The 15,753-nt window shown below is 72.4% G+C and carries 14 protein-coding genes; 9 read left to right on the top strand and 5 right to left on the bottom strand.

Features of this window, described 5'->3' with window-relative positions; genetic code table 11:
- Positions 1–8: 8 nt before the first annotated feature.
- A complete protein-coding gene (locus G569_RS59895; RefSeq protein WP_053227590.1) occupies positions 9–386 on the bottom strand; it encodes a cupin domain-containing protein in 378 nt (125 codons plus the stop codon).
- A 24-nt stretch (positions 387–410) separates the two neighbouring features.
- Complete coding sequence (locus tag G569_RS0137400) at positions 411–1,367, bottom strand: glycosyltransferase (protein ID WP_028067188.1); 957 nt, start codon at positions 1,365–1,367, stop codon at positions 411–413.
- A 22-nt stretch (positions 1,368–1,389) separates the two neighbouring features.
- Here G569_RS0137400 and G569_RS0137395 point away from each other — a divergent pair, with 22 nt between their 5' ends.
- Both G569_RS0137395 and G569_RS0137390 read left to right on the top strand, forming a co-directional pair.
- The gene (locus G569_RS0137395) at positions 1,390–2,949 is read left to right on the top strand and encodes an HD domain-containing phosphohydrolase (protein WP_028067187.1); all 1,560 of its coding nucleotides are present in this window, start codon (positions 1,390–1,392) and stop codon (positions 2,947–2,949) included.
- Positions 2,950–2,993: 44 nt separating this feature from the next.
- Positions 2,994–3,392, top strand: coding sequence for an ester cyclase (locus G569_RS0137390; protein WP_037502212.1), 399 nt, complete (start codon positions 2,994–2,996; stop codon positions 3,390–3,392).
- Here G569_RS0137390 and G569_RS0137385 read toward each other — a convergent pair.
- Complete coding sequence (locus G569_RS0137385) at positions 3,369–4,214, bottom strand: hypothetical protein (RefSeq protein WP_037501812.1); 846 nt, start codon at positions 4,212–4,214, stop codon at positions 3,369–3,371. The two genes, G569_RS0137390 and G569_RS0137385, sit on opposite strands and share 24 nt — an antisense overlap.
- An 18-nt stretch (positions 4,215–4,232) precedes the next feature.
- Positions 4,233–6,173 (bottom strand): phospholipase C, encoded by a 1,941-nt coding sequence (locus G569_RS54940; RefSeq protein ID WP_211233192.1) that lies wholly within the window; start codon positions 6,171–6,173, stop codon positions 4,233–4,235.
- Between the two features lie 154 nt (positions 6,174–6,327).
- Between G569_RS54940 and G569_RS0137375 the strand changes: the two genes are divergently transcribed.
- Together G569_RS0137375 and G569_RS0137370 are read left to right on the top strand one after the other, a co-directional pair.
- Positions 6,328–7,275 carry a hypothetical protein gene (locus G569_RS0137375; RefSeq protein ID WP_169542332.1) on the top strand — a complete coding sequence of 316 codons (948 nt, stop codon included), beginning with the start codon at positions 6,328–6,330 and terminating at the stop codon, positions 7,273–7,275.
- The gene (locus G569_RS0137370; protein WP_028067183.1) at positions 7,272–8,426 is read left to right on the top strand and encodes a Dyp-type peroxidase; all 1,155 of its coding nucleotides are present in this window, start codon (positions 7,272–7,274) and stop codon (positions 8,424–8,426) included. Before G569_RS0137375 ends, G569_RS0137370 begins: the two co-directional genes overlap by 4 nt.
- Before the next feature lie 109 nt (positions 8,427–8,535).
- On the opposite strand, the gene G569_RS54935 is transcribed toward G569_RS0137370, so the two are convergent.
- Entirely contained in the window at positions 8,536–10,539 is a 2,004-nt protein-coding gene (locus G569_RS54935; RefSeq protein WP_245602666.1) for an ATP-dependent Clp protease ATP-binding subunit, read from the bottom strand.
- A 66-nt stretch (positions 10,540–10,605) separates the two neighbouring features.
- Between G569_RS54935 and G569_RS0137360 the strand changes: the two genes are divergently transcribed.
- The 5 genes from G569_RS0137360 to G569_RS54925 all read left to right on the top strand — a co-directional run bounded on the left by G569_RS0137360 (position 10,606) and on the right by G569_RS54925 (position 15,750).
- Complete coding sequence (locus tag G569_RS0137360; protein WP_028067390.1) at positions 10,606–11,964, top strand: MBL fold metallo-hydrolase; 1,359 nt, start codon at positions 10,606–10,608, stop codon at positions 11,962–11,964.
- 9 nt (positions 11,965–11,973) lie between these two features.
- Positions 11,974–13,698 carry a DUF6909 family protein gene (locus G569_RS54930; protein WP_053227586.1) on the top strand — a complete coding sequence of 575 codons (1,725 nt, stop codon included), beginning with the start codon at positions 11,974–11,976 and terminating at the stop codon, positions 13,696–13,698.
- Positions 13,699–13,766: 68 nt separating this feature from the next.
- On the top strand, positions 13,767–14,273 hold the full coding sequence (locus G569_RS0137350; RefSeq protein ID WP_053227585.1) for a leucine-rich repeat domain-containing protein: 507 nt from the start codon (positions 13,767–13,769) through the stop codon (positions 14,271–14,273).
- Positions 14,264–15,445: an MFS transporter gene (locus G569_RS0137345; RefSeq protein ID WP_028067181.1), complete on the top strand. Its 1,182-nt coding sequence runs from the start codon at positions 14,264–14,266 to the stop codon at positions 15,443–15,445. The genes G569_RS0137350 and G569_RS0137345 overlap by 10 nt, the downstream gene beginning before the upstream one ends.
- Complete coding sequence (locus G569_RS54925; protein ID WP_053227584.1) at positions 15,442–15,750, top strand: YciI family protein; 309 nt, start codon at positions 15,442–15,444, stop codon at positions 15,748–15,750. Before G569_RS0137345 ends, G569_RS54925 begins: the two co-directional genes overlap by 4 nt.
- Positions 15,751–15,753 lie beyond the last annotated feature (3 nt).

Genomic DNA, 15,753 nt, shown 5'->3' with positions numbered 1-15,753 from the left:
AGGCGACACTACGTGAATTCGATCCCGTTGGCCATCGCGTGGAAGATCACGTTCTCGGGGTCGGCGGCGACGGCGCGCACGAAGGCCTCGAACTCGGTGCCGGGGGAGAAGACGACGTAGGCGCGGGCGGGTGCGTCGCTCTCGTTGCGCACGTTGTGGAGCGTGCCGCCGGGGATGTGGGTGACCGAGCCGGGGCCGGCGACGACGCGCTCGTCGTTCACGTAGATCGCGAGCTCGCCCGATTCGACCCGGTAGAGCTCCTCGGAGGGATGGCGGTGCATCGCGGGCGGGCCGCCGCCGGCGGGGATCGTGACCTCGGTGGCGAGCAGCGTGCCGCTGGACACGTGGATGGCGATCTCGTCGCTGCCGATCTTCAGGGTTTCCATGTCCCGCTAGACGCCGGTGTCTCCCTATCCGATCCCCTTCCCGAGCGCGGTCAGGGGGGTCGGTGCCGCGCGGATCTCGGCGGCGAGCTCCTTCGGGGGCGGCGGTGGATGCAGGATCGCGTCGCGGAGCGTGTCCGGCGTGACCGTTCGGGCGGCGTGTTCGAGCCGCTGCGCGTTCGCGGTCTGGTCGGCGAACAGCGGCAGGATGATCAGCGGGAGCCCGGCCGCGAGCGTCCCGAGTACGGTGCCGGAGCCGCCGTGGCAGACGACCATCCGCGCCCCGGCGAGCGCCTCCAGCTGCGGCACCCAGCGCTCGACCGTGACGTTGGGCGGGACGGGGCCGAGGTCCGCGCTCGTGGTCAGGAGCACCGGGACGTCGAGCCCGTCGACGGCGTCGAGGAGTGCTCGGTACGGGTCGTAGCCGAGGCCGGGCGCGACCGTGCCGAACGTGGCATAGACGTACTCGCCGGTGGTCTCCGGCGGAGCCGGCTCGGCGTAACGGAACGTGCGCGGGTAGGGCGACGGGTCGATCGAGGCGGGGAAGCGGCTGAGGAACGGGCGCTCGCGCAACGGGCCGACGACCGCGTCCGGCAGCACCGGCGCCACGAAGGCGGTCGCGCTCCACTCGCCCTCCGCGTTCGTGATCGCGACCGTCGCGAAGGGGATGCCGCGCTCGACGGCGGCGATCGCGGACGCGTACTCGCACGGCTCGCGGAGGATCAGGTCCGGCCGCGCCTCGTCGCAGGCGGCCTCGACGAACGGCCGCATGTGGGCGGTGCAGATGCGGCCGAACCACTCGCGCTCGCCGAACGCCCGCTGCTCCTCGCGCGACATCAGGTGGAACGTGTCCCAGCGCGGGTCGCGCGGCGGGTCGCTGATCAGCGTCCGGACGTCGTGGCCTTCTTGTCGGAGGCCGTCGGCGAACGGCGCGAGCGGGAGCCGGTGGCCGGCTCCGGCCGTGGAGGCGACGAGCACCCGCATGGTCGGGGATGATCGCGCGTGCATGCAATCCCTGCGGTTGGCCGAGCTGCTGGCGGGCCTCTCGCTCGTGGCCGATCTGGGCATGGGCCTCGAGCCGGGCGAGGCGAGCCGCGCCGCGCTCGTGGCGATGGAGCTGACCGACGACCCCGACGCCTACTGGGTGACCTTGTTGCAGCACATCGGCTGCACGGCGTACGCCTTCGAAGCCGCGCGGGCGATGGGAGGCGACGAGATCGCGGTCAAGCGAGCGGCGGTGCTGGGGGAGGGCCCGGAGCTGCCGCGGGCGGTCGTCGTCGGGTACAGCCGCGCGAACTGCGAGGTCGCGGCGCGGACGGCGGAGCGGATCGGGCTCGGCCCGGGCGTCGTGGACGGGCTGCTCGACGTGTACGAGCGCTGGGACGGCACGGGCGGGCCGCGCGGGCTCGTGGGCGAGGAGATCGCGCTCCCGGCGCGGGTGGCCCAGGCGGCGGCGACGATGGCGCTCGCGCACCGCCGTGGCGGCGCGGCGACGACGGGCGCCGCCGGCCTCGCCGGCGCCGCGGGCCCAGCCGGCGCCGCGGGAACCGCCGGGCTCGCTGGAGCCGCTGGCCTTGCCGGAGCCGCAGGCGCCGCCGGGCTCGCCGGAGCCGCTGGCCTTGCCGGAGCCGCAGGCGCCGCGGGCGCGACCGGCCTTGCGGGCCTCGTCGGCGGCCTCGACCCCGAGCTCGCGCGCCGCGCCGCGCGCGCGGCCGCGGTGCTCGACCGCGTGGACGACCCGATCGCCGCGGCGGTCGCCGCCGAGCCGCCACCGCACGTGACGTTCACCCACGACCCCGGGCTGGACCGCGTGTGCCGGGCGTTCGGCGAGGTCGTCGACATCAAGACTCCGCTGCACCACGGCCATTGCACGGGGGTGGCGGAGCTGGCGGCGGGCGCGGCGCTGCGCCTCGGCCTCGACGCCGGCGAGCTGCGACGCGCGGCGCTCGTCCACGACCTCGGCCGCGCGGCGGTGCCGAACGGCGTCTGGGAGCACCCCGGCCCGCTGACGTGGGCGGGGCAGGAGCGGGTGCGGCTGCACGCCTATCACTCCGAGCGGGTGCTGGCGCGCTGCGGGGCGCTCGCGAAGCTCGCACCGCTGGCCGGCGCCCACCACGAGCGGCTCGACGGGTCCGGCTATCACCGCGGCGTCGGCGCGAACGCGCTGTCGCCGGCGCAGCGCGTGCTCGCGGCCGCCGACGTCCTGCGCGCGCTGACCGAGTCCCGGGCGCATCGTCCCGCCCTCGAGCTGGAGGCGGCCGTGGCGGTCCTCGCCGACGAGGTCGCGGCGGGGCGGCTGGACCCTGACGCGGCGCGCGCGGTGGCCGAGGCCGCGGGCGCGCCGCCGCCGCGCATCCACGCACCGCGCCCGGCGGGCCTGACCGAGCGTCAGGTCGAGGTGCTGCGGCTCGTCGCGCGCGGCCATTCGAACCCCGAGATCGCGCACGAGCTCGTCATCTCCCGCCGCACCGCCGAGCGCCACGTGCAGGACGTCTATGCGCGCATCGGCGTCGCGAGCCGCGCCGCGGCCGCGCTGTTCGCCCTCGAGCACCAGCTGCTTGGGTAGATCTACCGATGACCGCGCCGCGCGGACGCGGGAAGGTGCGCGGCATGGAACCCAAGACCGTCGTCCGTCGCTTCGTCGACGAGTTTCAGACCCGCGCCGACGAGCGCGCGTTCGCCGAGCTGCTGGACCCGGACGTGCTCGACCACAGCCGCCCGCCGGGCGTCGCCCCCGGCGCCGAAGGCGTGCGCCAGCAGTTCGACGGCTTCCGGGCCGCGTTCGCCGGCTTCCGCGCCGAGATCCTCGACCAGGTCTCCGAGGGCGACAAGGTCGTCACCCGCAAGGTCTTCCGCGGCACCCATGCGGGCGCCTTCAACGGGATCGAGCCGACGGGCGCCGAGGTCGAGATCCACGTGATCGACATCGTCCGCGTCGACGGCGGACGGATCGTCGAGCACTGGAACTGCGTCGACCGCCTCGGGCTACTCGAGCAGCTCCGTGCGTAGCTCGTGCGTCTCGTCGTCGAGGCGGGCCTCGTAGTAGATCCGGAAGCCGCGGGCGAGCGGGAGCGCCTCGAGGTAGCGGACGTCGGCGACCGGGGCGCCGGTGGAGGCGTAGCCGGCGCCGTGCGGCGTGGCGATCCCGGTGCGCTCGAACCAGTTCTCCTCCGCGCTCGCGCGGCCGTCATACGCGGCGCGGCCGTCGGGGAGGATCGTGGACAGGCGGGCGCCGCGCTGGTCCCATTCGCCGGGGCGGCCTTCGAGCACGGTGCCGTGCCAGTCCCACGACAGGCCGTCGTGGGAGGTGGCATACGCGCTGTTCATGCGGTCCTCCTCGCCGGGGAGGTCGAGCAGGTGGCAGCAGATCCACGCGTGCCAGACGCCGTCGCGCAGCTGCACGATCGGGTCCTTGACGGCCGTGTCGCGGTCGCCGGCGAAGGCGGTCTCGACGGGCGCTTGGGGGAGCTGTTGGAGGGTTGGCGCCGTGACGACGCCGATCCACCAGTGCTTCGTGTTCGGCGTGGCGAGGCTCACGTACATCCGCCAGCCGCCCTCGAAGCGGACGAGCGCGGGGCGCTCGGTCCACTGGGCGCCGAAGTGGTCCTGGCCGAGGCTGAACACCGTCTCGAACCGTTCGCCGTCGGTCGAGCGCGCGACGACGGTCTCGTCGACCGTGTCCGGACCGTTGCGGACGCGGTAGCCGAGGACGATCGCGCCGTCGTCGTCGAAGGACGCCGACGGCGCGCCGGTCCAGAACTGTGGTCCTCGCCCCGGGGCGGGCGCGACGACCGTGGCGGGCGAGCTACCTGGCAGCGGGAACGAGTCCATGGCCGCCAGGTACCCGCATCACACGCTCTTGGTGATCCCGATCACGCCACCCTTGTGGGTGACGGCGATCCGCAGCGTGTACTTGCCCTTCTTCAAGGCGCGCTTGCTCTTCAGCGTGGCCTTGACCTTCGCGTTCTTGAGCGTCGTGCGCGTGGTCGCGAGCACCGACGAGCCCTTGACCAGGCGCAGGCGCACGGCGATGCCCTTGCTGGTGGCGTCGTCGCCGGTCGCGGAGCAGGAGACGCTCACCGCCTTGGCGGCGCGCCTGGTGGTGCAGGTCAGCTTGAGCTTCGCGGGCGTGCCGGAGGTGGTCACGGCTCCGAGCGGCTTGGTGTTGGCCGCCGGCGGCTCGCTGGAGTTCTCGACCGTCCCGCCGACCGTGGTGCTCGCGGTGACCGAGGCGGCGGGCGTGGGCGTGGGCGTGGCGGTCGGGGTCGGCGGGTTCTTCACGACCTGGCCGCTGTCCGGGTCCAGGAAGACCTTCGGCGCGCGCTTGGCGTCGGGGTTGAAGTCGAACATGTTGCCGATCGACCCTGCGCGGGCGTCGAAGGACTGGTCGCCGATGCGGCCGAGCTGCCAGTTGTCCTCGATGAACTTCAGGACCGAGGTCTGATCGGTCAGCGCGTGGTCGACGTAGTTGACCTTGGCGTAGGGGGAGATGACCAGCAGCGGCTGCCGCGGCCCGTAGCCGCAGCGATCCGGGTAGGCGGTCGAGCCCGCCGGGACATTGCCGCACTTGCCGGCGCCGTTGAGGGCGTCCGCGGGCGCGGCGGACGGGCTCGTGATCGGCGACATGACGTGGTCGTACCAGCCGTCGGAGTCGTCGTAGGCGATGATCACCGCGGTGCTCGACCACTCGGGCGACTGCTCCAGCGCGTTCAGCGTCCGCGCGATGAAGCGCTGCTCGTCGAGCGGGTCCGAGTTCGACGGGTGGCCGTCCTCGAACGCCGCCGCCTTCAGGAACGAGACGCTCGGGAGCTTGCCGGACGCCAGCGCGGCGTCGAAGTCGCTCAGGTCGTACTGGTGGTTGGCCTGGTCGGTCGAGCCGATCATCGCCGTCGAGGTCGGCGCCAGGTGGTGGATGTTCGCCGTCGACGCGTAGTACTGGAACGGCTCGTGGTGCTGGACGTAGTCGCGGATCGTCGCGTTGGCGACATTGCGGTGCGAGCTGGCGCAGGTCGCCTTGCCCGTCGCGTCGACCGAGGTCGGCTTGAAGCCGCCCTGGAACCAGCCCCAGCTGACGTTGTGGGCGTTGAGGAGATCGCCCACGTTCCTGCCGGAGAGCTGGACGCCGCCGGGGTTGGCGCAATCGTCGAGCTTGGGCTGCGGGTCGCCGATGATCGTGTTGTTCTCGACGCCGGAGCCGCTCGGGACGTCGGTCCCGTGGGTCTGGCCGGAGATGAGGTTGACCGCGCCGACCGTGGACGGCCCGAAGTTCGTTCCGAACGAGTTGTCGCTCATCGAGAAGCCCTGCGCGAGGTTCCAGAGGCCGGTGACCGTGTTGCCGTCGTAGTAGTCCATCACGATCGACTTGCCGCGCGGCCCGCAGGAGCCGCCAGCGGTGAACTCGGGGAACCTGTCCATCAGGCCGTTGTCGAAGGCCTGCTGCTCGGCGCCGTACCCGTGGTTCTGAGAGCAGGTGACGGCCTCGGAGCGGTCGAGTCGCTGCGGCGGCGAGGAGTTCGGGTTGTTGGTGAGCAGCGTCGGATCGAGCCCGTTGACCGACGGCGTTCCGTCCTTGGCCGCGAACCGCGGCTGGCCCGCCGGGTTCGTCGCGTTGGGATAGGTGCCGAAGTAGTGGTCGAACGACTCGTTCTCGTCGAACAGGACGACGACGTGCTTGATCGGGGTGCTGGTCGGAGCCAGCGGAAGCGGGTCTGCGTGGGCCGTGAGGCCAACCGCGACCGCCGCCGTCGCCGCGGCCACGAGGCCACCGGCGAGGATCGGACGTGTACGCATGCCGGTCATCCAAAGCGCTGATGCGCTGCTCCCGTGTGACCGCAGCGTTACCCTGAATTACGCGTGAGAGCAGGCCTTTTCGCTCTCATGGGCGATAACGCGGCGTTCACGAGTCAGGTTTCCGGGCCGCCTAGTGTCGACTCGGATGCGTCTCGTGATCGCTGTTCTCGCGGCCGTCGTCGTGGCCGCGGGCGTCCTTGGGATCGTCAATCGCGACCCCGAGCCGGAGGCCGCCGCGGCGCCGCACGTCGCGATCGCCCCGGGAGCTTCGTCGAGCCGCGCTGACGGCACGGTCGCCGGCACGAAGATGTCACCCCAGCAGGCCGCCGACGCGGCGGTCGAGGACGGCAAGCACCCGGACCTCGTCCCGCTCCCGGAGGCCGCGTTCGCGCGCCCGATCGCCCGCTACCGCGCCTACGCCGTCGGCCAGGCGCGAGCGCTGATCCGCGAGGCCGACGCTCTGCGCGCCGGCTCGTCACGCGTCGCCGCCCGCCGCGCGTCCGACGCTCTGCGCGCCGGTTCGTCACGCGCCGCCGCCCGCCGCGCGGCCGACGCCGCGTTCGACCGCTGGCTCCTCGTCGGCGCCGCGTACGGCGCCCTCGGCGACCTCGACGCGCGGGTCACGGGCGCGCTCGCCACGCTGCTGCGCGACCCGCTCGACGCGCGTGCGGCGCGCTCGCTCGCCGTCGCGGCGCACGCTCTTCCCGCCGCGCTGCGCCACGCCGACCTCGCTCCGGTCGACTACGCGATCCGCGCGCACGAGATCCTCGAAGACGTCCAGCGCGACCGTCTCGGCGACGCGACCGGCGTGCGTGCGACGGCCGACGGTGTCGCCGCGACGCGGGAGGTGATCTCGACGCTGCACGGTGTGCTGGCCGGGCGGGGCGACGTGTTGCAGACTGTCGACTCGCGGCTGACGCAGCTTTCGGCCACGCTGACGGTGATCCGGCGCGAGCGGGGCGCCTGGCCGGCGCCGTCGGCGCTGCCGCGGGCGCAGCGTCAGCGGCTCCTCGGCCAGCTCGGGGCGGCGCTCGAGGCGCTGGCCGGCGTGCCGGGGGCGCTCGAGACGTCCCTGCCTGCTTCGATCCCCGCGCTGCGATGAGGGTCTCGCGCCGCGCCTTCCTGGCGGGGTCCGCCGTCGCGGGGCTCGGCGTCGCCGCACCGTCGCTGGCCGCTCGCGAGCCGTCGTCGAGCGACGCGATCCCGTTCGACGGTCCCCACCAGGCTGGTGTGATCACGCCGGGCGACAACGAGGCGACGTTCGCCGCGCTGGACGCGATCGCGCTCGACCGCGGCCAGCTCGCCAGCGCGCTGGAGGCATTGAGCTCGCGGGCGCGGGAGCTCACCCAGGGCACGACGGCGCGGATCGGCGAGGTCGACGACCCGCCGGGCGACTCGGGCACGCTCGGGCCGGTGATCGCCCCCGACCGCCTGACGGTGACGATCTCGTTCGGCGCGTCGCTGTTCGATCGCCGGTTCGGGCTGAAGCCGCCGGCGGGCCTGACGCGGATGCCCGCGTTCGCCGACGACGATCTCGACCCGGCGCGCTGCCACGGCGACGTGCTGCTGCAGATCTGCGCCAACCGACGCGACACCGTCGTGCACACGCTGCGCGAGCTGCTCCGGCCGGTGCGCGACGCGTTCGCGCTGCGGTGGACCATCGACGGCTTCCAGGGCGCCGCGCGTGACGGCGGGTCGCGCCGCAATCTGTTCGGTTTCCGCGACGGCACCGCGAACCCGGACATCCACGATGACGCGCTGATGCGCCGCCTGGTCTGGACGCCGGACGGCGGCACGTTCCAGGTCGTGCGGGTCATCCGCATGCACGTGGAGTTCTGGGACCGCGTCGGGCTGCGCGAGCAGGAGACGATGATCGGCCGGCGCCGCGACACGGGCGCCCCGCTCGGCGGTCGCACCGAGTTCCAGGACCCGAAGCTCGACCGGGATCCGAAGGGCGAGCGGATCGCGACGGACGCCCACATCCGCCTCGCCCACGACGCGGGCGACGGCCGCATCCTCCGCCGCGGCTTCAACTACCACCGCGGCTTCGACGCCGCCGGCCAACTCGACCAGGGCCTGATCTTCGTCGCCTTCAACCAGGACATCTCCCGCCAGTTCGCGACCTTGCAGAAGCGATTGGCGGGCGAGCCGATGACCGACTACATCACCCCGGTCGGAGGCGGCTACTTCTACGCCCCACCGGGCGCGGCCCGCCCGGGCGACTGGGTCGGCTCGCCACTGTTCAGAACCTAAACCCCACCTAAATTGCCCTACCCCTTGGGTGGGTTTAACGTCGGAACGCCGCCCGCTGCGGGCGGCGTTCCTAAACCGTCCCTAAAGTGCCAGGCACCTTAGGTTGTCTTTAGGCCGCGAGGGCGTGTTCGTGGACGTCGATGGTGAAGGAGCCGTCGGCGTGGGCGTGCACGTGGTCGCCGTCGTGGATGTCGCCGGAGAGGATCGCCCGGGTCAGGGCCTTCTCCAGCGTGCGGCGCACGTGGCGCTGGAGTGGGCGGGCGCCGTACGCCTCGTCGAAGCCGTCGCGGGCGAGCTCGGAGATGTAGTCCGGGTCGACCGAGAGCTCGATCCCGCGCTCCTCGCGCAGGCGCAGGGCGACGCGGGCGACCATCTGGCCCGCGATCCGCTCGACGTGGGTCGGGGTCAGGGAGTCGAACGTGACGATCTCGTCGATGCGGTTGATGAACTCCGGCAGGAAGGCCTGCTTGGCGGCGTCCTCCATCCGCGCGGCCTCCGCCGCGGGCTCGCCGGCGGTGAAGCCGATGCCCCGCTTGGCCTTGCCCGCGCCGAGGTTGGACGTCATGACGATCACCGCGTTGGTGAAGTCGACCGTGCGGCCCTCGCCGTCGGTCAGCCGCCCGTCGTCCATGACCTGCAGCAGCACGTTCCAGACCTCGGGGTGCGCCTTCTCGATCTCGTCGAGGAGGATCACGGAGTACGGGCGCCGGCGCACCGGCTCGGTCAGCTGGCCGCCGTCGCCGTACCCGACGTAGCCGGGCGGCGAGCCGATCAGCCGCGCGACCGTGTGCGGCTCGCGGAACTCGGACATGTCGATCCGGACCAGCGCCTTCTCGGTCGCGAACAGTCGCTCGGCGAGCGCCTTGACCAGCTCGGTCTTGCCGACGCCGGTCGGGCCGAGGAACAGGAAGGACCCCAGCGGCCGGTCGCCCTCGGACAGGCCCACGCGGGCGCGGCGGATCGTGTCCGCGACGACCTCGACGGCGTTGTCCTGGCCGACGACCCGCTCATGCAGGTCGGCCTCGAGCTCGTTCAAGCGCTCCAGCTCACCCGCGACCAGCTCGCCCACCGGGATCCCGGTGCGCGCGCCCACGACCGCGGCGATCTGCGTCTCGCCGACCTGCAGCACGTCGCCGGCGTCGATCTGCTTCTTCAGACCGGCGGCGCGCTCGTAGTCCTCGTCGGCGATCGCCTTCTCCAGCTCGGGGCGCAGGTTCACGCCACCGGCCAACCGCAGCTTCGCGGCGGCCTGGTCGATCAGGTCGATCGCCTTGTCGGGCAGGTGGTACTCGCTGATGTAGCGGTCGCTCAGCCGGGCGGCCGCGACCAGCGCCGCGTCGTCGATGAAGACGCCGTGGTGGGTCTCGTACGCGCCACGCAGGCCGCGCAGGATCTCGACGGTGTCGTCGACCGTCGGCTCCTCGACCGTCACGGCGGAGAACCGGCGGGCCAAGGCGGAGTCGCGCTCGATCTTGCGGTACTCGGCCAACGTCGTCGCGCCGATCACCCGCAGCTCACCACGGGCGAGCAGCGGCTTGAGGATGTTGGCGGCGTCCATCGCGCCCTCGGGCGCCCCGGCGCCGAGGATCGTGTGCAGCTCGTCCAGGAACAGGACGATCTTGCCCTCGGACTCGACGGCCTCGTTGAGCGCCTTCTTGAAGCGATCCTCGAACTGGCCGCGGAACTGGGCGCCGGCGATCATGCCGGACAGGTCGAGCGCGACGATGCGCGTCTCGGCGAGCGTCTCGGGGACCTCGTTGCGGTGGATGCGGAGCGCAAGGCCTTCGGCGATGGCCGTCTTGCCGACGCCCGCCTCGCCGATCAGCACGGCGTTGTTCTTGCGCCGGCGGGCGAGGATCTCGACGGTCTGCTCGATCTCCTCCGCGCGGCCGATCACCGGGTCGATGCGACCGCTGGCGGCGTCCGCGGTCAGGTCACGGCCGAACTCCTCGAGCGCGGAATCGCGCTTGGGCTTGCGGGCCTTGACCTCCTCCGCGCACTGCTCGCACAGCACCGCCGCGCGCCGGTCGGCGCCGGCGGCGAACACCATCCGCACCGTGCCCGGCCGAAGGCCGCAGGCCTGGCAGGGTTGGGTGTTAAAAATCTCAGTCACGGTCACTAAGATTAGCGACATGGTTGCACGCGCAATGTGATGACGCGCACTGTACGGTTCCGAGTTGTGATCTTCCGCCAGATCGCCCACGAGGACCTCGGCTGCGCGTCCTACCTGATCGGCGACGAGGACGCCGGCGTGGCCGCGGTCGTCGACCCGAAGCTCGACATCGGCGAGTACCTGCGCGTGGCGCGCTACCTGGGCGTCCACATCGAGCACATCCTCGAGACCCACAACCACGCCGACCACGTCTCCGGCCACGGCCGGCTCGCCGCGGCGACCGGCGCGCTGATCCACATCCACGAGCTGGCCGCGGCCGAGTACGAGCACGAGCCGTTCACGGACGGCTGGGAGCTGAGACTCGGAAGCGTCGTCGTCCGCGCGGTCCACACGCCCGGGCACCGGCCCGAGCACACGGCGTTCGTGTTGGTCGACACCGCGCGCGGTGACGAGCCGTGGGCCGTGCTGACCGGCGACTCGCTCTTCGTCGGCGACATCGCGCGCCCCGATCTGGCAGTCGAGAAGGCCGACGGCGCCCGCGGGATCTTCGCCTCCATGCGGACCCTGCTCGAGCTCGGCGACGACGTCGAGGTCTGGCCGGGGCACCTCGGCGGGTCGCTGTGCGGTGGTCCGTCGATGGACCTGAAGGTGTCGACGACGATCGGGTACGAGCGCCGCCACAACGCGCTGCTCAACGAAGGCGACGAGGCGGCGTTCGTCGAGCGCTCGACCGCGAACCTCCGCCCCCAGCCGCCGAACTTCCAGGCGATCGTGGCGATCAACAAAGGCCCGCTCGAACGGCGGCCGCTGGACGCCGAGCCGCTCACGCCTCGCCAGGTCGAGCAGAGCAACGTGCCGGTGATCGACATCCGCACCGCGCTCCAGTTCGACGAGGCCCACATCCCGGGAGCGATCTCCAACACCGTCCTGCAGTCCGGCTTCGGCACGCGGCTGGCGTGGATCGCCGGCCCGGACACACCCGTCGTGCTGGTCGGCCGCGATGACGACGACGCGCTGCAGGCGGTCGAGCTCGCCGCCGCGGTCGGCGTCGGCCGGATCGCGGGCTACCTCGCGGGCGGGATGACGAGCTGGCGCGAGGAGCGCCTGCCGACCCAGTCGATCCCCCGCCTGACCGTGCCGGAGCTGCACGAGCGCGCCGACACCCTGCAGGTGCTCGACGTCCGCGAGCGCGACGAGTGGGAGGCGGGCCACATCCCCGGCTCGTACTTCGCTCCCTACCACGGCATCCGCGAGCTCCCGGACGGCCTCGACACCACCCGCCCGATCGCGGTGGTGTGCGCGAGCGGCCAGCGCGCCGCGGTCGGCGCGAGCCTGATCCAGCGCTACGGCGCCCGCCAGGTCTTCCACGTGGTCGACGGCGGCGTCCCCGCGTGGACCCGCGCCGGGTTCCCCACGGTGCGCTAGCGTCAATCCATGGCCGTCCCTCGCCTTCGCGTCCCACCCGTCGACAACGGTTCGACCCTGCGTCAGGCCTCCGACGAGGTCGAGCTCTACCACCGGACGTACACGACGCTGCTGCGCTCGTCGGGCGAGACCATGCTGCGGGTCCTCGAGCCCTCGCACGCGGCGATGAACTCGAGCCTGCACGCGCTCGCCCACGACATGCAGTCGCCGGACCTCGGCGCGTTCCTGTACGCGCTGCGACGGCTGCCCGCGTCGATCTGGAAGGCGAGCGTGATCGTCGTCGGCCAGGAGGCGGAGGCGTTCTCGCGGGCCGGGGTCGGGCGGATCGAGGACTGGGAGGCGGTCGAGGCACCCGCCCGGCGGCGGCGCTGGTACGACTCCGGTCAGGGCACGCTGGCCGTGCTGCTGGCCTCCACCAGCGATCTCGACGACGCGATCCCGACGCTGGTCGCCTACCAGCTCGAGTGGAACAAGCTGCACACGCTGCTGCGCTCCGCGGACCTGCCGGAGGACCCCGAGCCGCTCGACGTCGCCGACACGATCGGCGGCTCCGAGGACGACTGGACCCGGATGGGCGAGTCGTGGCCGGAGGGACTCGCCGGGTTCGTGAACGAGGTCCGCGACCGCAAGCTCAACCTGCGCCTGCGGATGCTCGGCGGCTCGCAGGCGGGGTACGCGCGGCTCACCCGCCGCTGGTGGGCGCCGATCCGCGCGACGCTGACCGACCAGGGCCTGTCGGACCGGCCGATGTACTTCGTCTCCTCCAACACGCACTCCCTGATCAACCTGCTGACGCGCACCGCCGGCGCGAGCGCGGACGAGATCGTGGACTTCGTGGAGCGCTCCGGCCCCGACTACCTCAACGAGGAGCTCGAGCGCTTCCGGACGGGCCGCACCGAAGGCTCGTGGGAGAACTTCCTCTACTACGGCGCGCGGCTGTACTACGAGTCCCAGCCGGATGACAGCCCAGCGTGGGAGCTGCGGCGCCGGCACGAGCACGAGGTCGGCGTCAGGCACCTCTCGTCGCGCACCGGCCTGCGGGTCAGCGCGCAGGTGATCGAGCTCTCGCAGCTCGACCCGGCGGGGCTGGACTCGCGGCTCGGGCCGATCGACCCGGAGCGCCTCGCCCACGCCCCCGGCGTGGTCGTGAACATCGAGTACCCGCTCGGCCTCGCCGCGTACAACATCCTGCGCGAGATCACGACCGCGCACGACACCCTCCGCGGCGTCTACGTGCTCGGCAAGGCGGCGACGCTGAACGCCGACGTCGGCGACGTCCTGATCTCGGGCGTCATCCACGACGAGCACTCGGGGTCGACCTATTGGCTCGACAACGCGTTCAGCTTCGACGACGTCGCGCCGTACCTGGTCTTCGGAAGCGGCCTCGACAACCAGCGCGCGGTCACGGTCAAGTCGACCTTCCTGCAGAACCGCAACTACCTCGACTTCTACTACCGCGAGGCCTACACGGTGGTGGAGATGGAGGCGGGTCCGTTCTGCAACGCGGTCTACGAGATCGCCGACGCCGACCGCTACCCGCAGGGCGAGGCGGTCAACTTCGCCAAGCTCCCGATCGACCTCGGCATCATCCACTACGCCTCTGACACGCCGTACTCGCAGGCGCGCACGCTCGGTGCCCGCGGGCTGTCCTACTACGGCCTGGACTCGACCTACGCGTCGTCGGTGGCGATCATGCGCCGGATCCTGGCGCTGGAGGGGCTGTACGACGGCTGAGGGGTCTCCTGGAGGCCCCTGACGACGAGCTGGAGCGGCTGTACACCTGCGAGCTCGGGATCGAGTCCGTGCCGGACTTCTACGGCGCGCTGCCGAACCTGCGCACGCTCGATCTCGGCCACAACGCGCTGCGCAGCGTTCCCGATCTGTCGGCGCTGACGCGGCTGGAGATCCTCTACCTGCACGAGAACGCGCTGACCTCGCTGCCCGCGCTGCCGCCCTCGCTGACCTACCTGAACATCTCCGAGAACCCGTGGCGTGAGCTGGCGCTGCCGGATCTGCCGGAGCTGATCGAGTTGCGCATGCTCGACCTCGGGCTCAGCGCGTTCCCGGACGTCGCGCTGCCGAAGCTGCGCGAGCTGCACCTGCGCCGGAACGCGTTCACCGTGTTCCCCGAGCAGGTGCGGGCGTTCACCGAGCTGCGTCTGATCGACCTGCGCGCGAACGCGTTGACGTCCGTGCCCGACTGGATCGCCGAGCTGCCCCGCCTGGAGAAGCTCGACCTGCGCTGGAATGAGGTCTACGAGCCGCCCGCGGCGCTCGTCGACCGCGGTTGCGTCGTGCTGTGCGAGTAAGTCGCAAGACCTGGGGCGTCCTTGGGCTGGCGGTCGTCGCGCAGGTCGGGTTCTCGATCACCGAGCAGGGCATCCCGGCGCTGACCGGGTTCATCAAGACCGACCTCGGGGTGAGCGCCGCGGTCGCGGGGCTGATCGTGGCGTGCTTCCCGTTGGGGCGGATCGTCGGCTCCTACGCCGCGGGCATCGCCGCCGACCGCTTCGGCGAGCGGCGGGTGTTGATCGCGGGCGGGATGGCCGGAGGCGCGCTGACGGTCCTCGCTGCGAGCGCACCCGTCGCCGCGCTGTGCGGCCTCTTCCTTCTCTCAGGCGCGGCGAGCGCCGCGGCGACGCCCGCCGGCGGGCGGATGGTGCTGGCCGCGTTCCCGCCGCACCGCCACGGGCTCGCGCTCGGCGTGCGCCAGACCGGGATCCCACTGGGCGGGCTGATCGCCACCGCCGCGCTGCCGTCGCTCGCGCACGCCGCCGGGTGGCGCTGGGCGCTGGTCGTCGCGGGCGTGCTCACGGTGGCGTTCGTCCTCCCGCTCCTGCGGGTGGAGCTCGAACGCTCCGAGCGCCCGATCGCGTCGCACGGCCCGTCGCCCGGGCGCGACCGCGACGTCAAGCTGACCACGCTGTGGGGGAGCCTGGTCGTCGTCGGCCAGTATTCGCTGCTCGCGTTCCTCGCCCTCGACGTTCACGAGGCGACCGGCCGCTCGCTGGCCTCCGCGTCGATCCTGGTCGTCGTCGCGCAGGCCTTCGGGATCGGCGGGCGCCTGCTCTGGGGCTGGCTGAGCGACCGCGGCGACAAGCCGCGCCGCAAGCCGATGCTGCTCGCGCTGACCACGACCGGCCTGCTCGCGGCGCTGTTGCTGGTGGCCGTTCCCCGCTCGGCGCCGTTCGCCGTGCTGATGGGCGTCGCCGCCGTCGCCGGCGCCTCGGTCGTCGGCTTCCAGGGGCTGTGGGTGACGATGCTCGCCGAGCTCGCCCCGGCCGGCCGCGTCGGCGCCACGACCGGTTTCGCGATCACCTTCACCGTCACCGCGGTCACGCTCACGCCGCCGGTGCTCGGCCTCGTCGCGGACGTCGCCGGCACCTACCGGGCGATCTGGGTCGTGCTCGCGGGCCTGCTCACGCTGGCGTTCGTTCCCGCCCTCCTGGTGCGCGAACCGCGGGATAGGCTCGCGACATGAGCCAATGGGTCTACTTCATCCACGCGCCCCGCGAGAACTTCGGCGCGACGATGACGCCGGACGAGCAGGCCGTCTGGGGCGAGCACATGCAGCTGCTCCAGCGCCGCTTGGACGAGGGCTCGCTGATCCTCGCCGGGCCGACGCTGGGCCAGATCAACACCGGCATCTGCGTGTTCGAGGCGCCCGACGAGGACGCCGCCCGCGCGTACATGGAGGAAGACCCCACGATCGCGAGCGGCATCGCCCGTGGTGAGCTGCGCCCGTTCCGGGCGGCGTATCTCCGTCGTTCAGCTTCAGGAAGCTAGGCC

Origin of the sequence: Solirubrobacter soli DSM 22325 (assembly GCF_000423665.1) — a bacterium.
Lineage (GTDB): Bacteria > Actinomycetota > Thermoleophilia > Solirubrobacterales > Solirubrobacteraceae > Solirubrobacter > Solirubrobacter soli.
Note: the sequence above shows the minus strand (reverse complement) of the source record. Positions and strands in the feature narration are given on the sequence as shown.

Coding starts and splice junctions, on each gene's coding strand:
- G569_RS0137370 (WP_028067183.1), top strand. CDS start 7,272: ATGAGGGTCTCGCGCCGCGCCTTCCTGGCGGGGTCCGCCGTCGCGGGG.
- G569_RS0137385 (WP_037501812.1), bottom strand. CDS start 4,214: ATGGACTCGTTCCCGCTGCCAGGTAGCTCGCCCGCCACGGTCGTCGCG.
- G569_RS59895 (WP_053227590.1), bottom strand. CDS start 386: ATGGAAACCCTGAAGATCGGCAGCGACGAGATCGCCATCCACGTGTCC.
- G569_RS0137395 (WP_028067187.1), top strand. CDS start 1,390: ATGCAATCCCTGCGGTTGGCCGAGCTGCTGGCGGGCCTCTCGCTCGTG.
- G569_RS54925 (WP_053227584.1), top strand. CDS start 15,442: ATGAGCCAATGGGTCTACTTCATCCACGCGCCCCGCGAGAACTTCGGC.
- G569_RS54930 (WP_053227586.1), top strand. CDS start 11,974: ATGGCCGTCCCTCGCCTTCGCGTCCCACCCGTCGACAACGGTTCGACC.
- G569_RS0137400 (WP_028067188.1), bottom strand. CDS start 1,367: ATGCGGGTGCTCGTCGCCTCCACGGCCGGAGCCGGCCACCGGCTCCCG.
- G569_RS54940 (WP_211233192.1), bottom strand. CDS start 6,173: ATGCGTACACGTCCGATCCTCGCCGGTGGCCTCGTGGCCGCGGCGACG.
- G569_RS0137390 (WP_037502212.1), top strand. CDS start 2,994: ATGGAACCCAAGACCGTCGTCCGTCGCTTCGTCGACGAGTTTCAGACC.